Here is a 17,239-nt window from a genome sequence, read left to right on the forward strand (position 1 = left end):
AATGGAAATCATTACGGGCAACGAGCTGCTTTCGGGCGGCACGGTTTATCTGGACGCGCGAGGCCACTGGGTTGAGCATCTGCAAGCGGCGCGCCTCTTTGACAATAGCGAGCGCGAAGCGCGCGACGCAGCCATTGCCGCGAGCAAGGCAACGGGCCGGATCGTCAGCGTTGAAGTCGAGGACGTCAGCGTGGAAGCGGGGCAGATCGTGCCCAAGCGCCTGCGCGAGCGTATCCGTGCGGCGGGGCCGACGGCGCCGCTGACCTTGAAGGGCGAGATCTATGATCGCCAGCATCTGAGTGAGGACGGTCATGTATCGATATGACGAATTCGACGCGGCCTTTGTGCAGGGCCGTACCGCTCAGTTTGCCGATCAGGTGAAGCGCCGTATTTCTGGCGAACTCAGTGAAGACCAGTTCCGGCCGCTGCGGCTGATGAACGGGCTCTATCTGCAGCTGCACGCCTATATGCTGCGCGTCGCTGTGCCTTATGGCACGCTGTCATCGCGGCAGCTGCGCAAGCTCGCCCATATCGCGCGCACCTATGACCGCGGCTATGGGCACTTCACCACACGGCAGAACATCCAGTTCAACTGGCCCAAGCTCCGGGACATCCCGGAAATCCTGGCCGAGCTGGCCTCGGTCGAAATGCACGCGATCCAGACTTCGGGCAATTGCATCCGCAATGTCACCACGGACCAGTTCGCCGGCGCCGCCGCCGACGAGATCATCGATCCCCGGCCGGTGGCCGAAATCATCCGGCAATGGTCGAGCCTGCATCCGGAGTTTTCCTATCTCCCGCGCAAGTTCAAGATCGCGATCACCGGGGCGCGGGAAGACCGTGCCGCCATCCGCTTCCATGATATTGGCCTGCAGGCAGCGGCCAATGCTGCCGGCGAAACGGGCTGGGAAGTCTGGATCGGGGGCGGGCTCGGGCGCACGCCGATCACCGGCAAGCTGATCAACAGCTTCGTCCCCAACGAGCACTTGCTGGCCTATCTGGAATCCATCATGCGCGTCTACAACCGCTATGGCCGGCGGGACAACAAGTACAAGGCGCGCTTCAAGATCCTCGTTCATGAAGAGGGCCTTGAATCGATCAAGGGCCAGGTGGAAACCGAGTTCGCCGAAGTGCGCGGTGGCGTTCTGACCCTGCCGCGGGCGGAGCTCGATCGCATCACCGCTTACTTCTCGCCACCGGCCTTTCGCGAGCAGGGCGCCGTGCGCATCGATATCGAACGCGAAAAGATCCTCGATCCCGCTTTTGGCCGCTGGCTCGAAAACAACATTCATTCCCACAAACAGCCCGGCTATGCCTGCGTGACGGTGTCGCTCAAGCCCGTCGGCGGAGCGCCCGGCGACGCCACCGATGCGCAGATGGAAGCCGTTGCCGATCTGGCCGAGCGCTATTCCTTTGACGAATTGCGCGTGACCCATGAGCAGAACCTCGTTCTGCCCCATGTCGCGGTAGCCGATTTGCGCGCAGTCTATGATGGGCTGGTGGAGGCGGAGTTGGCCGACGGCAATATCGGGCTCATCACCGACATGATCTGCTGCCCGGGCCTTGATTTCTGCGCCTTGGCCAATGCGCGCTCCATCCCCATCGCACAGGCGGTCTCGCATCGCTTCGCCGCGCCCGAACGGCAGCGCGATATCGGCGAGCTCAAGATCAAGATTTCAGGCTGCATCAATGCCTGCGGGCACCACCATGTGGGCCATATCGGCATTCTCGGCGTCGAGAAAAAAGGCGGCGAACTCTACCAGATCACGCTAGGCGGCGACGCCACCGAGTCCGCGACCATCGGCAAGATCCTGGGCCCGGGCTTTGAGGCCGACGAGGTGCCAGGCGCCATCGAAACGCTGGTGGACACCTATCTCGCCAACCGCCAGGGCGCCGATGAAAGCTTCATCACTGCCGTGCGGCGGTTGGGGGAAGCCCCATTTAAGGAGGCCCTTTATGGCGCTGCCTAAGATCCTGGTTGAACCCAAGCCCGATAAGCTGCGCGCGCTTGGCATCGTCGCCCTTAACGGCATGTTCGATGACATGGATGCGCTCGGCGTGCTGCGCTATGCGGCGAGCGAAGTGCTGCCGGGGGACCTAGCCATCGTGTCCTCCTTTAGCGCAGATTCGGCCGTGCTGCTGCATGTGGCGGCGCAGGTTGATCCCTCCATCCCGGTGTTCTTTCTCGAAACCGGCAAGCACTTCGCCGAAACCCTCGAATATGTCGAGACGCTCAAGCGCCATCTCGGGCTGATCAATGTGTCGGCGGTGCTGCCTGACCCCAGCGATCTAGCCCGCTTTGATCCGGATGGCAGCTTGTGGGAGAGTGATCCGGACTCCTGCTGTCACATCCGCAAGACCGAGCCGCTCGAGCCCATCACCGCACGCTTCGGCGGCTGGGTTACGGGCCGCAAGCGCTTCCAAACGGTCGAGCGGGGCGTGCTGCCGCATTTCGAGCTCACCAGCGACAACCGCATCAAGGTCAATCCACTCGCCTATTTCAGCGATGCGGATGTGAACCAGTACAAGATCGAGCAGGGCTTGCCCGAGCACCCGCTGTTCGCTAAGGGCTACAAGTCGATCGGCTGCGCACCCTGCACCTCGGCGGTTGCCGAAGGGGAGGATCCGCGCGCAGGACGCTGGCGTGGCCTCAACAAGAAGGAATGCGGCATCCATTTCGACTTCAACGGAGCCATTGCCAATCCCATGACCCCTCCTGCTGCCCCGCTGACGCTGTTCAAGGATGGCGCGTTTATTGCGGATCCATTCAGGGCTTGGGGGGAGGGCGATGAGCCATCCACCGCCCGCTACAAGCATGTTCCGTTTGCCGCTTTTGTAGCGAACCGGGCCGCGTTCCTCGCCAACCCGCACCCCTTGGGGCTGCTGATTGTGCCAGGTGACAAGGTCGAAGATGTCGCCGGGGATTTGGGGCGCTTTGCTTCTGTTGCGGTGCAGTTCCCCGCCTTTACCGATGGGCGGGGCTATTCCACGGTGCGCCTCCTCACCGAGCGCTACCGTTTTGCCGGTGAGATCCGTGCGGTGGGCGATGTGCTGCAGGATCAAGTCCCGCTGATGCGCCGTTGCGGAGTCAATGCCCTCGTTGTAACCCATGAGCCGACCCGGCAGGCTCTGCTGGAGAACCGGCTGCCCGAGATGGATATCTTCTATCAGCCGGTGGGGCAGGCCGAAGTGCCGATTGGCACACGGCCCTATCTTCGCCGCGTCTCCTGAGGTAAGTCGAGCATGCTTATCAGGATTGGCGGCACAAGCGGCCGATCCTGATCCCATGCGTCATGACCTGTGAGCGCCCCTGTGCCCGCAGGCGACCCGAAATTTGAGAGCAGGCGCCAAGCCGAAGCGGACTTGAGAACAGTATGAGCGGAACTGAAATCACCACCGATGTTGTTGTGATCGGCGCGGGCCCTTGCGGGCTCTTTGCCGCCTTTGAGCTCGGTTTGCTGGATCTCAAATGCCACTTCATCGACATTCTGGATCGGCCTGGCGGGCAGTGCGCCGAGCTGTATCCGGAAAAGCCGATCTACGACATCCCGGGCTTCCCGGTGATCACGGGCCAGCAGCTCACTGATAATCTGATGGCGCAGATCGCGCCGTTCTCGCCTGAGTTCCACTTCAACCGCATGGTCACTTCCATCGACAAGCAGGCCGATGGCTCGTTCCGTCTGGTGACCGATGCTGACGAGGTCTTCAACACCAAGGTGGTGGTGATCGCCGCCGGCGGTGGCTCGTTCCAGCCCAAGCGCCCGCCCGTCGAAGGTATCGAAGCGTTCGAGAACAAGTCGGTGTTCTATTCCGTGCGTCGCATGGACGATTTCCGCGGCCAGGATGTGGTGATCGTCGGGGGCGGAGACTCCGCACTCGATTGGACGCTTAATCTGCAGCCCATCGTCAATTCCCTGACCCTGGTGCACCGCCGCCCGGTGTTCAAGGCAGCGCCTGCTTCGGTCAACAAGATGCAGGAGCTGGTCGCGGAGGGTAAGATCAATTTCCTGACCGGCCAGATCGCGAAGCTCGATGGCGAGAACGGGCAGATCAACCATGTGCATCTGACCACCAGTGCCGGCGACCTCTCGGTACCCGCGACCCGCCTGCTGCCGTTCTTCGGGCTGACCATGAAGCTGGGCCCGGTGGCCGACTGGGGGCTCGAGCTCAACGACAACACCATCGTGGTCGATACCGAAAAGTTCGAAACCTCCGTGCCGGGCATCTTCGCCATTGGCGACATCAATTCCTATCCCGGAAAGCTCAAGCTGATCCTGTCGGGCTTCCATGAGGCCGCTTTGATGGCGCAGGCGGCGAAGGCGGTCGTTTCGCCCGGCGAGCGCGTGATCTTCCAATACACCACCAGCTCCACCAAGCTGCAAAAAAAGCTGGGCGTCGCCTGATGGAAATTCACGTCACGGACCAGGCCGGGGAAACCCATACGCTCGAAGGGCTCGAAGGCTGGCGGGTGATGGAAGTCATTCGCGACTGGGGCCTCAACATCAAGGCCGAGTGCGGGGGCGCGCTCAGCTGCGCCACCTGCCATGTCTATGTTGACGCCGATTGGCTCGAAACTGTCGGGCCGCCGAGCGATGAAGAAGAAGATATGCTCGACAGCGTCGGGGATGTTCGTCCCAATTCGCGCCTGTCGTGCCAGATCCTGATGGACGAGGGCCTCGACGGGCTCAAGGTTACGCTGGCCCAGAGCGCCTCCAAGGAATAACTCTGTTGCTGTTGGCGGTTGTTTAACTTCTGGCGCAGAACAGTAGTGGTGCGTCGTTACAGTCCTGCACCACGAGTTTCCCAAATGAGCGCCACATCATGCGAGGGCTGTCGCAATGCCGACGCCAATGCATTTTCGATCCCCTTCACCATGGCGTTCCAGCCCATCGTCGATGTTCCTGCCGGCAAGATCTGGGGCTATGAAGCCCTGGTGCGCGGCGTGGGCGGGGAAGGGGCGTTCCAGGTCCTGAGCCAAGTAAATGAGAAGAACCGCTACGCCTTCGATCAGGCCTGCCGGGTCAAGGCAATCGAATTGGCTGGCCCGAAGCTGCGCGACAGCGACGCCAAGCTGAGCATCAACTTCATGCCAAATGCGGTCTATGAGCCCAAGGCCTGCATCCGCGCTACCCTGGCAGCGGCCGCAAGGACGCAGTTCGATCCTTCCCGGCTGATGTTCGAATTCACCGAAAACGAGCGCATGGATGATGTCGCTCATGTCAGCCACATCGTGGCCGAATACCATCGCATGGGCTTCACCACGGCACTGGACGATTTCGGGGCCGGCTATGCCGGACTGTCGCTACTGGCGCAGTTCCAGACCGATCTGATCAAGCTCGACATGGAATTGCTGCGCGGCATTGGCAGCTCGAAGGTCAAGCAGGCGATCGTGCGCGGTCTTGCCGGCATTGCAGCCGAACTCGATATTACCTTGCTGGCTGAGGGCGTCGAGAGCGCCGAGGAACTTGCCGTGTTGCGCGGCATGGGGATCCGGCTGTTCCAAGGGTATTATTTCGCTCGCCCACAGGTGGAAAGCTTCCAGAGCTTCAACGAGTTGGCCAAGGCCACTTAAGCTATTTGGCGGCGTCGCCGGCAAGCTTGGTGAGTTCGGGGATGAAGTCGCGCACCATGGGCTGAGCCTGGGTCTTGAAGGGCAGGGGGCGGACCACGCGGATGGCTGCAATGCCGACGCGAACCGTCATCAAGCCATTCACCACGCCCTCACCCAGCCGGGCGGAGAGTTTGGCGGCTAGGCCCTGGCCGATCAGTTGCTCAACTAGCCCGTCGGTCAGCACCAGGCCACCCGTCACTGCCAGATGGGTGAGAACGGCGCCTAGCAGGCGCCAGGAGCCAAAGAAGCCCGGGCGAGCGCCGTAGAGCCGGGCGATCGCCCCGGCCAGCCGGAAGCTCTCGTAGACAACGAAGGCGACATCGACCAGCGCCCGGGGCGATACGGCGGTGACCAGCGCAACCCGTCGCGCGGAGGCCGCAGTGAGTGCTTTGGCGCGCGCATCGAGCGGCGCCATCAAGCTGCGCTCGCCAAGCGCGATCATCTCGTGGCCATCAAACAGATGCGGCAGGTTTTCCGCCACGGTTTGACGGGAGCGCGCAAGATCGGCTCGGTCGGCATAAACGGCTTCGAGCCGCTGCAATGTGCGCTTGGCCTCATCGGCATCATTGCTGGTAAAGGCGCTGTCGGCGTCATGCCGGAGGGCATCGAGGACGCGCAGGCGGCGCAGGGCGAAGACTTCGCGGGCCGCAAGGGCGATGACGGCCATAACGAAAATCGCGAGGGCAACCAGGCCCGCATAGCCCAGCCAGAGATTGCTGGCGAAGAGATCACGGATCAACCGATCTGCGGCCAGGCCCAGCCCCGCTGACACCAGGATGCTGCCGGCGCCCCAGGCGAGCTTGCCCCAAAAACCCATCTTCTTGATCGGTGGAGCAACAAGGTCTTCCTCAAGGCTCGGATCGAACTGGGGCTCGGCGACGACAACGTCGGCCGGAGCAAAGGCGCGCGGCGCGCGGCTGAGTTCGGGCGTCTCACTGGGTTGATTGGTGGGATAAGCGACGGGGCGTTTCATGCCAGACGGTCTCCCAGCAGGAAGTCGAGAGCCCGGTCGAACCGGATATGGGGGAGCACCACGTCGCCGCTCGAATTATGCTCGAGGTTGCGCGGCGGGGTGAAGCGCAGGAAGTTCAGTGACACCGGCACGCCATCGGCAAAGAGGGAATCCGGACGGGCGGGCAGATCGCCCGGGAACAGCGCGATCTCGGTCATGCCATCATAGCGGGTGCCATCGAGCTCCTCGCCGGCCATGGGGGTGCCGATGATGGTCGGCAGGGTTTCACCGCCTTCGGTTATCGTGCCTTCGCGGGTGGCGCGGATGGCTGCGAGGGCAATCGAGCGCGATTGCGCCCCGGCAAAGCGCGCCCGCTTGCTGGCATCGGCGACCAGGCGGTTGAGGATGGCTTCGAGCCGATCGTGGCTGGTGTGATGGACGTGATCGGCTTTGGTGGCTGCAAACAGGATGCGATCGATCTTGCGGGTAAAGGGACGCAGCAGCGGGTTGGTTTCGCCCTGCCGGAAGCAGGAAAGCACAGCCGTCAGTGCCGTCTCGAGATCGGCAACGGCAGCGGGTCCCGCATTGAGGGCGCGCAAGGTGTCGACGAGGACGATCTGGCGATCGAGCCGGGCAAAGTGCTCGCGAAAGAACGGGCGTACCACCTGGTCCTTATAGGCCTCATAGCGGCCCGCCAGCATGGCATAAAGGCTCGAGCTGCGCGCCCCAGCAGTCAGCGGTAGCGGCGCAAAGGTCAGGGCGGGCGAGCCTTCGAGGTCGCCGGGCAGCAGGAACCGGCCTGGCGGCAAGGTCGATAGCGCATCGTCCTCGCGGCTGCGGCGCAGATACTCAGTGAAGGCGGCGGCCAGCCGTTCGGCCTCCAGGTCGTTAGCCGCCGACATAGGGTCAGTGGCGGCCAGTAGTTCCAGGAACGGGCCGGCCTGGCGGAGCGAAACAGGCCGCTGTGCGCGCTCGAGCGCTTCCCGGCTCCAGTCCTCAAAGCTGAGCGCCAGCAGCGGCAGGTCCAGCAGCCACTCGCCGGGGTAATCGACAATGTCGAGGTTGAGCGTGCGCGCGCCTCGCATTCCCGACAGCCAGCCGGCCGACTGGTATTTCAGCACTAGCCGCAGTTGCGAGATGCGCCGCGTCCCTTCGGGCCAGAAAGGTTCGCGGCTGGTGAGGGATTCCAGATGCTGCTCATAGGCAAAGCGCGGGATGGTGGCTTCAGGATATTCGGCCAGCCGCGCGCCGATGAAGCGCCCCTCGGCCATAACCGCAAAACCGGGAAGGCGCCCGCCGGTGAGCAGGTTATGTACGAGGGCGGTGATGAAGATGGTCTTGCCGGCGCGGCTGAGGCCTGTCACCCCCAGCCGCAGCGTTGGAGTGAAGGCCCCCGTCGCGGAATCCGCCAGATTGGCGAGAGCGATGCCCAGTTCGTCGACAAGGGTAGTGGGCGATCCTGCCACGCGGCTTTTCTCCGGTTCGGCTGCGAACATAGGGTGTTGTGCGGCCCGTTCAAGCCGCTGGGCAGATCACCTGGCGAGCCGCAGCTGTCACCGAACTGTCGTTCGGCCGTCGCGCAACTTTCAGGATGGCTGCTTACAGCTTGGAATGGTTCAAATCTATCCGCGTTCCAGGCTTGTTGAGGAGCTCATCCATGAACGATCAATCCCCCTTCCGAACTTCGCAGCTTGAGGCCGTCGACACAACGCCACGCAACCCGACAACCAACCCCACTATGGGGGAGTTGATCAGCGCCCGTTTCTCGCGTCGTGGCTTCCTGCAGGGCTCGCTGGCGGTGTCCGCTATTGCCGCAACCATCAGCCCCCTTGCCTTGATGACGGCGGGGAAGGCGAAGGCCGCGGGAGGGTCAGCATTCAACTTCACCGAGGTTGAAGCTGGTATCGACGAGACACACCACGTAGCCGAGGGCTACGACGCCGATATTCTGCTGCGCTGGGGCGACGCCTTGTTCGCGGACGCGCCCGAGTTCAATCCCGCCGCCCAGACGGCGGACGCTCAGAGCCGCCAATTCGGCTACAACAACGACTATGTCGGTTATATCCCATTCGACGACTCATCCGAGCACGGTTTGCTTGTGGTCAATCACGAGTACACCAACCCGCACTTGATGTTTCCCGGCATCGTGGAAATCGTGGAGGGCGAGATCACGACCAAGCCGCTCACCAAGGATCAGGTCGACATCGAGCTGATGGCGCATGGCGGCACAGTGGTGGAAATCCGCAAAACGGATGGCAAGTGGGCCGTGGTTAAGGACGGAGCACTCAATCGTCGCATCACCGTCAACACGGAAATGGAAGTCACTGGTCCCGCCGCTGGCCACTATCGCCTCAAGACCAATGCGGACCCCACAGGCACTAAAGTCTTTGGCACCATCAACAACTGTGCCGGCGGCGTAACCCCCTGGGGCACCTACATCATGGCCGAGGAGAACATCCACGGCTACTTTGCCGGAGAACTCGCTCCCGACCACCCGGAAGCGGCGAACTACAAGCGCCTCGGCATCCCCGAAGGCTCTTATGAGTGGGCCAACTATTATGACCGGTTCGATCTGTCCAAGGAGCCCAACGAGCCCAATCGCTTTGGCTATGTTGTTGAAGTCGACGTCATGGATCCCAGCTCCATTCCCAAGAAGCGTACCGCGCTGGGCCGCTTCAAGCACGAGGGTGCAGAGTCCATCATAGCCAGGGATGGCCGGGTAGTGTTTTACCTCGGCGACGACGAGCGCTTCGACTACGTTTACAAGTTCGTAACCGCTGGAAAATTCAATCCGGATGACCGAACGGCAAATATGGACCTGCTCAACGAGGGCACGCTTTATGTCGCCAAGTTCGCTGAAGATGGCACTCTGGTCTGGATGCCGCTCGTGCAGGGCGAAGGCCCCCTCACGCCCGAGAATGGCTTTGCCAGCCAAGCGGATGTGGTGATCGCAACGCGGCTTGCTGCCGATCTGCTCGGGGCTACCAAGATGGATCGTCCTGAGGACATTCAGCCCAATGGCATCAATGGCAAAGTGTACGTGATGTTGACCAACAACACGAGGCGTGAGGCTGGACAGGAAGACGCCGCCAATCCGCGAGCCAAGAACGCTTTCGGCCACATCATCGAGATTGGCGAGACAGACGGCGACTTTGCGGCGACTACCGGGACCTGGGATGTCATGCTCAAGTGCGGCGACCCCTCAGTCGCCGAAGTTGGCGCTACATTCTCGACTGCGACCACGGCAAATGGCTGGTTTGGCATGCCCGACAACTGTGCGGTCGATGCTGCGGGGCGCCTCTGGGTTTCCACCGACGGCAATAATCCGTCGGACACCGGTCGCACCGACGGCTTGTGGGCCGTAGACACCGAAGGCGATGCACGGGCGACCTCCAAGCTGTTCTTCCGCGTCCCGGTAGGCGCCGAGATGTGCGGGCCATTGTTCACCCCGGATGACGAAACCGCCTTTGTCGCCGTGCAGCACCCCGCAGATGGTGGTGAGGACTGGGAGGGCTTTGGCCGCGTCTCGTACTACGAGGATCTGTCCACGCGCTGGCCGGACTTTGACGGCGCCATGCCCGTGCGCCCATCTGTGGTGGTGATCACCAAGCAGGGTGGCGGCAAGATCGCCGTATAGGCTAAGTGCGGGGAAGGCGCCTTAGCCTTCCCCGCACTTATTTAGTCCTCCGGCGTGTTGATGTTGCTGAGATCATATGGGGTAGTCTGGTAAATCTCGTTGATCCAGTTCTGGAACAACAGATGGGCGTGACTGCGCCAACGGTTTTCGGGTTCGGCAGATGTGTCGCCGTTAGGGAACAAGTTGGCCGGAGGCGGGGTGTCGAGGCCGGCCTTGCGGTCGCGCTCGAACTCGTCGGCCAGCGAGCGGTTGTCGTATTCCAGATGATTGAGGAAATAGACCGCGCGGTGCTGCCGGTCGCCCAGCATGCTGACCCCGATCTCGCGATTGTCGATCAGGATCTCGAGATTGCTGCCAAGGGTGGTGCGATCGATGTCATTGTAGCGCGACACCGGGATCATCGGACTATCGGAGAAGCCGCGCAGGAACGGCGAGCGCGGGTTGACCACCCGGTGCCGGAACACGCCGAATGCCTTGCTGTCCATGCGATAGCGCCGGGCGCCATGGAAATGGTGCAGCGCCGCCTGCGCGCCCCAGCAGATGAACATGGTGTGGTGGACGTTGGTCTGCGTCCAGTTCATGATCTCGACCATCTCACGCCAATAACGCACCTCTTCGAACGGGATATTGGCGATCGGCGCCCCCGTGACGATGAAGCCGTCGAACTTGCGTTCGCGCACCTCTTCCCAGGTCTGGTAGAAGCTATTGAGATATTCTTCGGAGGTGTTCTTGGAGCGGTGATCGGTGATCCGCACCAGCGACAGGTTGACTTGGAGCGGGGTCGAGCCGATCAGCCGGGTGAACTGGGTTTCGGTGCGCTCCTTGTTGGGCATCAGGTTGAGGAGGCCGATTTCGAGCGGTCGGATATCCTGGCGCGCGGCGCGTGAGGAATCCATGACGTTGACGCCCTCGTCTTCGAGCGTCTTGCGGGCGGGTAGATTGTCGGGAATGCGAATAGGCATAGCGAGCCTCGTAGGGGCAGGAGATCATGGCGATGTCGGCAATGCGCGTCTCCCGGGGGAGGCGCGCTAGCGCATTCGCTGCTCGATCGCCGCGGCCATCAGATCCACAAACCCCTGGCCGTCGCGCACCATGGCGAGGTCAGACGCCTCAACGACATAGCCGTGATTGTCGGCCAGCTGCTGGTAACGCGGCAGCCGGTCATGCAACAGGGCCTCAAAGCCCCAGGCGCCAAAGCCGGCGGGGTCCACGTCACGATCCTCGGTGATGCCGTTCAAGGCTTTGTACTCGGCCCATTTCTCAACCAGAAAGTGCGGACGGTAATACATTGGCTTGGGGTTCTGCTTGAAGCGACGCACCAGTTCGGCTGCGTCCTTGTCGGTGCCTCTGATATAGAGCAGCGCGGTGCTCGCTGCCAGGGTGCTGACCACCGGATCGGCCGGGTCGGTGGGATCGATCACCTCGATCAGCGAGCCGCCGGTATCGGCGATGAAGTCGTTGTAGCCATAAAGGGCATGTGCGCGCTCGATGAAATGGGGCACATCGAGGAGCGCGGCAATCTCGGCCACGCGATGCTGCTCCTGCCGACGCTGGTATTCGTGCAGCGGCAGCCCGCCCGCCTCGGGATTGCCGGGCGTGCCCAGATAGGTCGAGAGCGGATCGAGATTGTCGAAGGTGATGTTGGACGAGATATAGATCGAGTCCGAGCGCAGCAGTTCCGCCAGGAACGGCACCTTCATGGCCTCACGCTTGAAGTTGTCGACGATGGCCTCGCCCATATAGCGGGTGCCGATGCGATAATCGGCTGAATAATGAAACCAGTTCGAGGCGCGCAGCATCGAGGCCAGCCGGGTCTTGCCGACCCCTGCCATGCCAAACACGGTGACCGCACGGTGCGGTGCCCGGATAAAATCGTCGGCGGATTTGAACAGCATGGGTACCGGCAGTCCGAAAGAATTGGGGCGATGGTGGTGGTTGCCCGCGTTTACTGCAACGGCGTCCGCTCCACAAGCACGCGGCAATTCTTGCCGGGTCGTGGGTTGATCATGCCGGGCCTGGCGCCCGAAAGCCGCGCATCTTGAGCAAATCTCCTTGCTTTCCAAGCTTCTGTGTTTTGGCACTCTGCTTGCATTACCAAGGGTGAAGCGCGCAGGCGCAAGGTGTGTTGGAGTTTAGAATGGGAATTTACGGGGCTCTTTCCAGCGCGGTCACCGGGCTGCGGGCACAAGCGCACGCGCTGGAGAATATCTCGGGGAATATCGCGAACTCGCAGACCACGGCGTATAAGCGCATCGAGACCGATTTCGTGGATCTGATCCCGGATGCTCCCACCAAACGGCAGGTTCCGGGTGCGGTACTGGCGCAGTCGCGCGGCACCAACGAGGTTCGCGGCGATATCAAGACGGTTTCGAGTGAGACCTTCGTGGCGCTGAACAGCAATGGCTTTTTCGTTGTCGAGCCCAAGGTTGGGCAGTCCGACGGCAATGCCGTGTTCTCGGGGACCAATTTCTATACTCGACGGGGCGACTTCGAACTTGACAAGGATGGGCGTCTCGTCAATGGCGCGGGCTATTATCTCAAGGGTCTGCCGGTTGATCGGGCGACGGGGAACGTCTCGGGCTCCGTGCCGGCTCCAATCCAGATCTCCAATGGCTTCCTTGGTGCGCGGCAGTCCAGTGTGATCAATTACGAGGCCAATCTGCCGCAGATGCCGCGCCCGGCGGCTTATGATGGGACTGATCCCGCCACCTCACTGTTGCAGCCTGCTCCCCGGACTCCGGAGCAGTTCCTCGCCCAGTCAATTGAGGGTGGGTCTGTGACGCTATATGCCAAGAACGGCGCGCCTGCCGATGTTCAGTTGCGTTGGGCGAAAACGGCGCATGCCGATCCCGCCGCCGCGCCTCCTGTAGCTGAGGACAAGTGGACGCTGTTTTACTATGGTAACGACGGCACTGAAAACGTCTGGACGGAAGCCGGCGAGTTTGCCTTCGGTCCCGATGGAACTATGACGGAGCCGACCGGATCGGAAATCACTATCCCCGGCGTCAACGTCAATGGCACCGCCATCGGTGACGTGAAGCTGCAGTTCGGCAAGGGCGGCTTGACCCAGTTCGATGACGTGAACGGTACTGCTGACGTGTCGACGCTTAGCCAGGATGGCTATGCCGCGGGTGAGTTCGTGTCGGTGGCGATCAGCGACAGCGGTCGGGTCGTTGCCACGTACTCGAACGGCAAGCGCATCGACGTGGCGCAGGTGGTGACGGCGGAGTTCAACGCCATCAACAAGCTCAAGCGCCTGGATGGCGGGGTTTATGCCACCACTTCTGAATCGGGCGAGGCCATTCTCGATCTTTCCGGCGGCGGCATCATCGGCGGGGCCCTCGAGGCGTCCAACACCGATATCTCGGACGAGTTCACCAAGCTGATCGTGACCCAGCAGGCCTATGCCGCCGGTACGCGCATCGTCAGCACCGCTGACGAGATGCTGCAAGAAGCCTTGAACATGATCCGATAGCCGAGGATCGGGGCGGCGAGGACGATGGATTCGACCTCGCCTGTTTGAACAGGAGCATGCGCCATGGGTCTGACCACCTCCTTGAACAACGCGGTTTCCGGACTGCGGGTGAACCAGGATTCCCTGGCCATTCTGAGCCGCAATGTGGCCAACCAGGGCACGCCAGGCTATCACCGGCAGTCGCTCTCCGTTGGCGACTACAACAACGAGAACAGCAGTTATGCGCGCACGCTCGGGACTACCCGGGCGTTCAACACCAGTCTGCAGACCTATTACACCCGCCAGGTCTCTGACACCGCGAACGCCGGGGTTCAGGCAAGCTACCTGGAGCGGCTGGGGGGCTTTCTCGACAAGCCGGGTAGCGCGGGTTCGCTCGATACGCTTTACGGCCAGCTGCAGAACGCCATGCAGGGTCTCGCCACCAGCCCCGACGACTATACGGTGCGGGCGCAGGCGCTTAGCCAAGCCCAGGCCGTGGCTGAAGCACTGAACCGGCTTTCTGGCGATGTCCAGGCGATGCGTTCTCAGACAGAAGTCCAGATCGGGGCCAATGTTCAGAACCTCAACGGCATTTTGGCTTCCCTGAAAGAGGTCAATACCCGCTTGCTCGATCGCGGCGGCGATGATGCGGCCCGGGCTTCGTTGCTGGACCAGCGCGATCGCCTGGTTTCCTCGGTGGCCGAACTCATCGACGTGAAGGCGGATTACAAGGCCGACGGGACTGTTGCCCTGATGACCGGCTCCGGGGTGGGGTTGGTTGATGGCCGGGCCGCAAGCTTCAGGTTCGATACACCCGGAAGGCTCACGGCTTCCTCGGAGTTCAACAGCGACTCCGCGTTGTCTGGCGTGGGCAAGTTGACCCTCGTGACCGCGTCGGGATTGGAAATCGACGTGCAACGGTCGGGCGGAATCCGGGGGGGAGAGCTTGGCGGGTTGCTGACTCTCCGCGACAAGACCCTCCCGGAGGCGCAAAGTCAGCTGGACGAGATTGCGGCCGGGCTCGCCCAGGCATTTTCGACGGTGCAGACGCCGGGGACAGCGGTGGCGGGAGGCTTTGTTATCGATGTCAGCGGGTTGCAGCCAGGCAACGACCTGCTGCTGAAACTCGAGACCGGTAGCACTTCGCAGTCGATCAAGATCGTCAACACGACAAAGGCTGATGTCGATTACCGCGACGCCTCCGGTGCACGCGTCATTGGCATCGACTTCGCGGCCGGAAGCACTGCTGCCGCGGCGCAGCTGCAGGCGAAATTTGACAGCTTTGCTCCAGGTCCGCTCGTCGCGGTTGCAGTAAGCGGCGCCGGCAATGAAATGACATTCACTGCCACTGGACCGTCCACCACAGTTGCGAGTGTAACCAAGAGGGCAACCTCCACTGATCTTCAGAATGGTGGGCTCGGGCTGTCCTTGTTCACCGACGGAGCGCGGGCGTCCTTCACCAACAGCATTGACGGCACGCCGCCCCAGAAGGCCGGGTTTGCCGCCCGCATCTCGATCAATGCCGCCGTGCTCGCGGACAATCGCTTGCTGGTGCAAAGCACGCCGGGCCAGTCGCTGGGGAACGCCGATCGTGCCCACCATATCCTGGGGCAACTGGGTAGCATGGATTTTGTGTCCGGCACTAGCAATGGTCGCTTCCCGCTCAACGGCAATGTGGGCGAGCTGATCGCCCAGACCATTGGCTTTCAGGGCAGCAATATCGCCGCGACCATGACGCGCAGCAGCGACAAGCAACTCACCCTCGACACCGTGATGGACCAGATGCAGAGCGAATATGGCGTCAATGTCGACGAAGAGATGTCGCGCTTGCTCGAGCTGCAGAACGCCTACGCCGCCAATGCTAGGGTTGTGTCGGTGGTCAAGGAACTGCTCGACCAACTCTTCGCATCGACCTGAAGGAGACAATAGATGATCGTCAACAAGTCGATGTATCCGGTGCAGACGGGCTTTTCGGTAATCTCCAAGATGCAGAGCAAGATGGGGAACCTGCAGACCCAGCTTGGCACCGGGATGAAGGCGGGCAGCCTGGCTGAAATGGGGCGCGACTTGCCGATGTCCTTGTCCGTGCGCTCCCGCTTGGACAAGATCGAAGGCTATGCCGCCAATATCCAGACCGTGAACCTGCGCCTGAGCTTTCTCGACAAGACCATGTCCCGCTTCGACACTATGGAAGGGGAGGCACGAAATTCCGCAATCCAAGGGCAATACGGCACCAACGATATCAGCATGGCCACGCTTCCGGGCCAGGCAGCGGCGCGGTTCGACGAGATCGTCACCATGCTCAACCAGGACATTGCCGGCCGGTATCTGTTTGGCGGCAATGTGACGGACACTCCTCCACTGCCTGACGCAAAGGTGCTGCTGGAGGGGGAAGGCGGCAGGCTGGGCTTCAAGCAGATGCTTGCCGAGCGCCAGAGTGCAGATCTTGGAGACGGACTTGGCCGCCTCGACTTGCCCGCCGTTGCCGCCGGCAGCGGGGAGGTCGTGGTCGCGCAAGACGGTACGCATCCCTTTGGTTTCAAGCTCTCGACGACATCCACAACGGGTGCTCCCGCTATTGCTGTCACTCAACCCGGAGCGACGGGGCAGGTGAGCGTCAGCTTCACTGCCCAGCCGACCCCGGGGCAGAGCGTAACCATGGGCCTGACGCTGCCTGACGGTACGGAAACGCAGGTTACACTGGTTGCCAGCGCTGAGGATAACCCAGGGCGGGGTGCCTTCAGCATTGATGCCGATCCCGAGGTGATGGCGCAAAACTTTCGATCGGCGCTGCAGGGTGCACTCGCGGAGGCGGCTGGTTCGACGCTCAAGGCAGCATCGACCTTTGCAGCGGCGGCGGATTTTTTCAGCGAAAGCGGCGTGCCCCGGCGTCCAGCTGGCGGACCGCCGGCTACGACGCTGGTGGACGCGGATCCCGCTGAAGTGGTGTTCTGGTACCGGGGTGAAAAGGAGGGAGACGCCAGATCCGGCGTTGCCGCTAAGGTGGATGATTCCACCACAATCCAGTATGGGTTGCGGGCGACGGAAAGCGGGATCCTCAAGCTGGTGCAGTCCCAGGCGGCGCTGACCGTAACGAAGTATTCGTCGGAAGCCGATATCCGCGCCAAGCCCGAAAACGAACAATTGCGGGTTGATGCGCACGCGCTGCCGGCGGGCTCGGCGCGCGATGCAGCGCTGGCTGAATATGAACGGGTCGTGGGCTCGCAGTATCAGCAATCGCGCGGTTTGTTCGACGGCATGGCGGATCGTCAGCAGAGCGCGCTGTCGGAAAGCCACAACTCATCGCCCGGCTCGGTCGAGCGGATCACCATGGATTTAGCGATTGCCCGCAACGCGGCCAACAATGCTTCCAAGCGCCACACGGACTACAAAGCCCAGTTGGAGAACATCCTGAGCGATGTGGAAACCGTTTCCAAGGAAGACGTCGCCATGGAGATCCTCGCGCTGCAGACGCGGTTGCAGGCGAGCTACCAGGTGACCTCCATGGTGAGCCAGCTCAGCCTCGTCAACTTCGTCTAGCTAGGCTTCTCAATATAAAACCCCCGCTGCGAGGCGGGGGTTTAT

The 17,239-nt window shown here is 61.9% G+C and carries 14 protein-coding genes; 10 read left to right on the plus strand and 4 right to left on the minus strand.

What is annotated here, in order from left to right:
* Nucleotide 1: 1 nt before the first annotated feature.
* From AC3YMN_RS04325 to AC3YMN_RS04350, 6 genes are all read left to right on the plus strand, one after another.
* A complete protein-coding gene (locus AC3YMN_RS04325; protein ID WP_489889043.1) occupies nt 2–325 on the plus strand; it encodes a DUF2849 domain-containing protein in 324 nt (107 codons plus the stop codon).
* Complete coding sequence (locus tag AC3YMN_RS04330; RefSeq protein ID WP_489889044.1) at nt 312–1,970, plus strand: nitrite/sulfite reductase; 1,659 nt, start codon at nt 312–314, stop codon at nt 1,968–1,970. The genes AC3YMN_RS04325 and AC3YMN_RS04330 overlap by 14 nt, the downstream gene beginning before the upstream one ends.
* Nucleotides 1,957–3,231, plus strand: a complete 1,275-nt coding sequence (locus AC3YMN_RS04335) for a phosphoadenylyl-sulfate reductase (protein ID WP_489889045.1) — start codon at nt 1,957–1,959, stop codon at nt 3,229–3,231. The genes AC3YMN_RS04330 and AC3YMN_RS04335 overlap by 14 nt, the downstream gene beginning before the upstream one ends.
* A gap of 143 nt (nt 3,232–3,374) precedes the next feature.
* The gene (locus tag AC3YMN_RS04340; protein ID WP_489889046.1) at nt 3,375–4,403 is read left to right on the plus strand and encodes an NAD(P)/FAD-dependent oxidoreductase; all 1,029 of its coding nucleotides are present in this window, start codon (nt 3,375–3,377) and stop codon (nt 4,401–4,403) included.
* The gene (locus AC3YMN_RS04345; protein WP_489889047.1) at nt 4,403–4,723 is read left to right on the plus strand and encodes a 2Fe-2S iron-sulfur cluster-binding protein; all 321 of its coding nucleotides are present in this window, start codon (nt 4,403–4,405) and stop codon (nt 4,721–4,723) included. Before AC3YMN_RS04340 ends, AC3YMN_RS04345 begins: the two co-directional genes overlap by 1 nt.
* 84 nt (nt 4,724–4,807) lie before the next feature.
* Entirely contained in the window at nt 4,808–5,572 is a 765-nt protein-coding gene (locus AC3YMN_RS04350) for an EAL domain-containing protein (protein ID WP_489889048.1), read from the plus strand.
* Nucleotide 5,573: 1 nt separating this feature from the next.
* Here AC3YMN_RS04350 and AC3YMN_RS04355 read toward each other — a convergent pair whose 3' ends face one another.
* Together AC3YMN_RS04355 and AC3YMN_RS04360 are read right to left on the minus strand one after the other, a co-directional pair.
* Nucleotides 5,574–6,584 carry a YcjF family protein gene (locus AC3YMN_RS04355; RefSeq protein ID WP_489889049.1) on the minus strand — a complete coding sequence of 337 codons (1,011 nt, stop codon included), beginning with the start codon at nt 6,582–6,584 and terminating at the stop codon, nt 5,574–5,576.
* Nucleotides 6,581–8,029, minus strand: a complete 1,449-nt coding sequence (locus AC3YMN_RS04360; RefSeq protein WP_489889050.1) for a YcjX family GTP-binding protein — start codon at nt 8,027–8,029, stop codon at nt 6,581–6,583. Before AC3YMN_RS04360 ends, AC3YMN_RS04355 begins: the two co-directional genes overlap by 4 nt.
* Nucleotides 8,030–8,220: 191 nt before the next feature.
* Here AC3YMN_RS04360 and AC3YMN_RS04365 point away from each other — a divergent pair, with 191 nt between their 5' ends.
* Nucleotides 8,221–10,200, plus strand: coding sequence for a PhoX family protein (locus AC3YMN_RS04365; RefSeq protein ID WP_489889051.1), 1,980 nt, complete (start codon nt 8,221–8,223; stop codon nt 10,198–10,200).
* Nucleotides 10,201–10,241: 41 nt separating this feature from the next.
* Here AC3YMN_RS04365 and AC3YMN_RS04370 read toward each other — a convergent pair whose 3' ends face one another.
* Both AC3YMN_RS04370 and AC3YMN_RS04375 read right to left on the minus strand, forming a co-directional pair.
* Nucleotides 10,242–11,162 carry a homoserine O-succinyltransferase gene (locus AC3YMN_RS04370; RefSeq protein ID WP_489889052.1) on the minus strand — a complete coding sequence of 307 codons (921 nt, stop codon included), beginning with the start codon at nt 11,160–11,162 and terminating at the stop codon, nt 10,242–10,244.
* Between the two features lie 66 nt (nt 11,163–11,228).
* On the minus strand, nt 11,229–12,095 hold the full coding sequence (locus tag AC3YMN_RS04375) for an ATPase (protein ID WP_489889053.1): 867 nt from the start codon (nt 12,093–12,095) through the stop codon (nt 11,229–11,231).
* Between the two features lie 242 nt (nt 12,096–12,337).
* Here AC3YMN_RS04375 and AC3YMN_RS04380 point away from each other — a divergent pair, with 242 nt between their 5' ends.
* The 3 genes from AC3YMN_RS04380 (at nt 12,338) to AC3YMN_RS04390 (ending at nt 17,194) form a co-directional block, all read left to right on the plus strand.
* Nucleotides 12,338–13,675, plus strand: a complete 1,338-nt coding sequence (locus tag AC3YMN_RS04380; RefSeq protein ID WP_489889054.1) for a flagellar hook protein FlgE — start codon at nt 12,338–12,340, stop codon at nt 13,673–13,675.
* A gap of 63 nt (nt 13,676–13,738) precedes the next feature.
* Nucleotides 13,739–15,571, plus strand: a complete 1,833-nt coding sequence (gene flgK / locus AC3YMN_RS04385) for a flagellar hook-associated protein FlgK (protein ID WP_489889055.1) — start codon at nt 13,739–13,741, stop codon at nt 15,569–15,571.
* A gap of 12 nt (nt 15,572–15,583) precedes the next feature.
* Nucleotides 15,584–17,194: a flagellin gene (locus AC3YMN_RS04390; protein ID WP_489889056.1), complete on the plus strand. Its 1,611-nt coding sequence runs from the start codon at nt 15,584–15,586 to the stop codon at nt 17,192–17,194.
* Nucleotides 17,195–17,239: the final 45 nt, after the last annotated feature.

Source organism: Devosia sp. Z11_6, from assembly GCF_058133665.1.

Excerpts from the sequence above, each read along its gene's own strand:
- AC3YMN_RS04325 (WP_489889043.1), top strand. The coding sequence starts at position 2 with ATGGAAATCATTACGGGCAACGAGCTGCTTTCGGGCGGCACGGTTTAT.
- AC3YMN_RS04330 (WP_489889044.1), top strand. The coding sequence starts at position 312 with ATGTATCGATATGACGAATTCGACGCGGCCTTTGTGCAGGGCCGTACC.
- AC3YMN_RS04335 (WP_489889045.1), top strand. The coding sequence starts at position 1,957 with ATGGCGCTGCCTAAGATCCTGGTTGAACCCAAGCCCGATAAGCTGCGC.
- AC3YMN_RS04340 (WP_489889046.1), top strand. The coding sequence starts at position 3,375 with ATGAGCGGAACTGAAATCACCACCGATGTTGTTGTGATCGGCGCGGGC.
- AC3YMN_RS04345 (WP_489889047.1), top strand. The coding sequence starts at position 4,403 with ATGGAAATTCACGTCACGGACCAGGCCGGGGAAACCCATACGCTCGAA.
- AC3YMN_RS04350 (WP_489889048.1), top strand. The coding sequence starts at position 4,808 with ATGAGCGCCACATCATGCGAGGGCTGTCGCAATGCCGACGCCAATGCA.
- AC3YMN_RS04355 (WP_489889049.1), bottom strand. The coding sequence starts at position 6,584 with ATGAAACGCCCCGTCGCTTATCCCACCAATCAACCCAGTGAGACGCCC.
- AC3YMN_RS04365 (WP_489889051.1), top strand. The coding sequence starts at position 8,221 with ATGAACGATCAATCCCCCTTCCGAACTTCGCAGCTTGAGGCCGTCGAC.
- AC3YMN_RS04370 (WP_489889052.1), bottom strand. The coding sequence starts at position 11,162 with ATGCCTATTCGCATTCCCGACAATCTACCCGCCCGCAAGACGCTCGAA.
- AC3YMN_RS04375 (WP_489889053.1), bottom strand. The coding sequence starts at position 12,095 with ATGCTGTTCAAATCCGCCGACGATTTTATCCGGGCACCGCACCGTGCG.
- AC3YMN_RS04380 (WP_489889054.1), top strand. The coding sequence starts at position 12,338 with ATGGGAATTTACGGGGCTCTTTCCAGCGCGGTCACCGGGCTGCGGGCA.
- flgK (WP_489889055.1), top strand. The coding sequence starts at position 13,739 with ATGGGTCTGACCACCTCCTTGAACAACGCGGTTTCCGGACTGCGGGTG.
- AC3YMN_RS04390 (WP_489889056.1), top strand. The coding sequence starts at position 15,584 with ATGATCGTCAACAAGTCGATGTATCCGGTGCAGACGGGCTTTTCGGTA.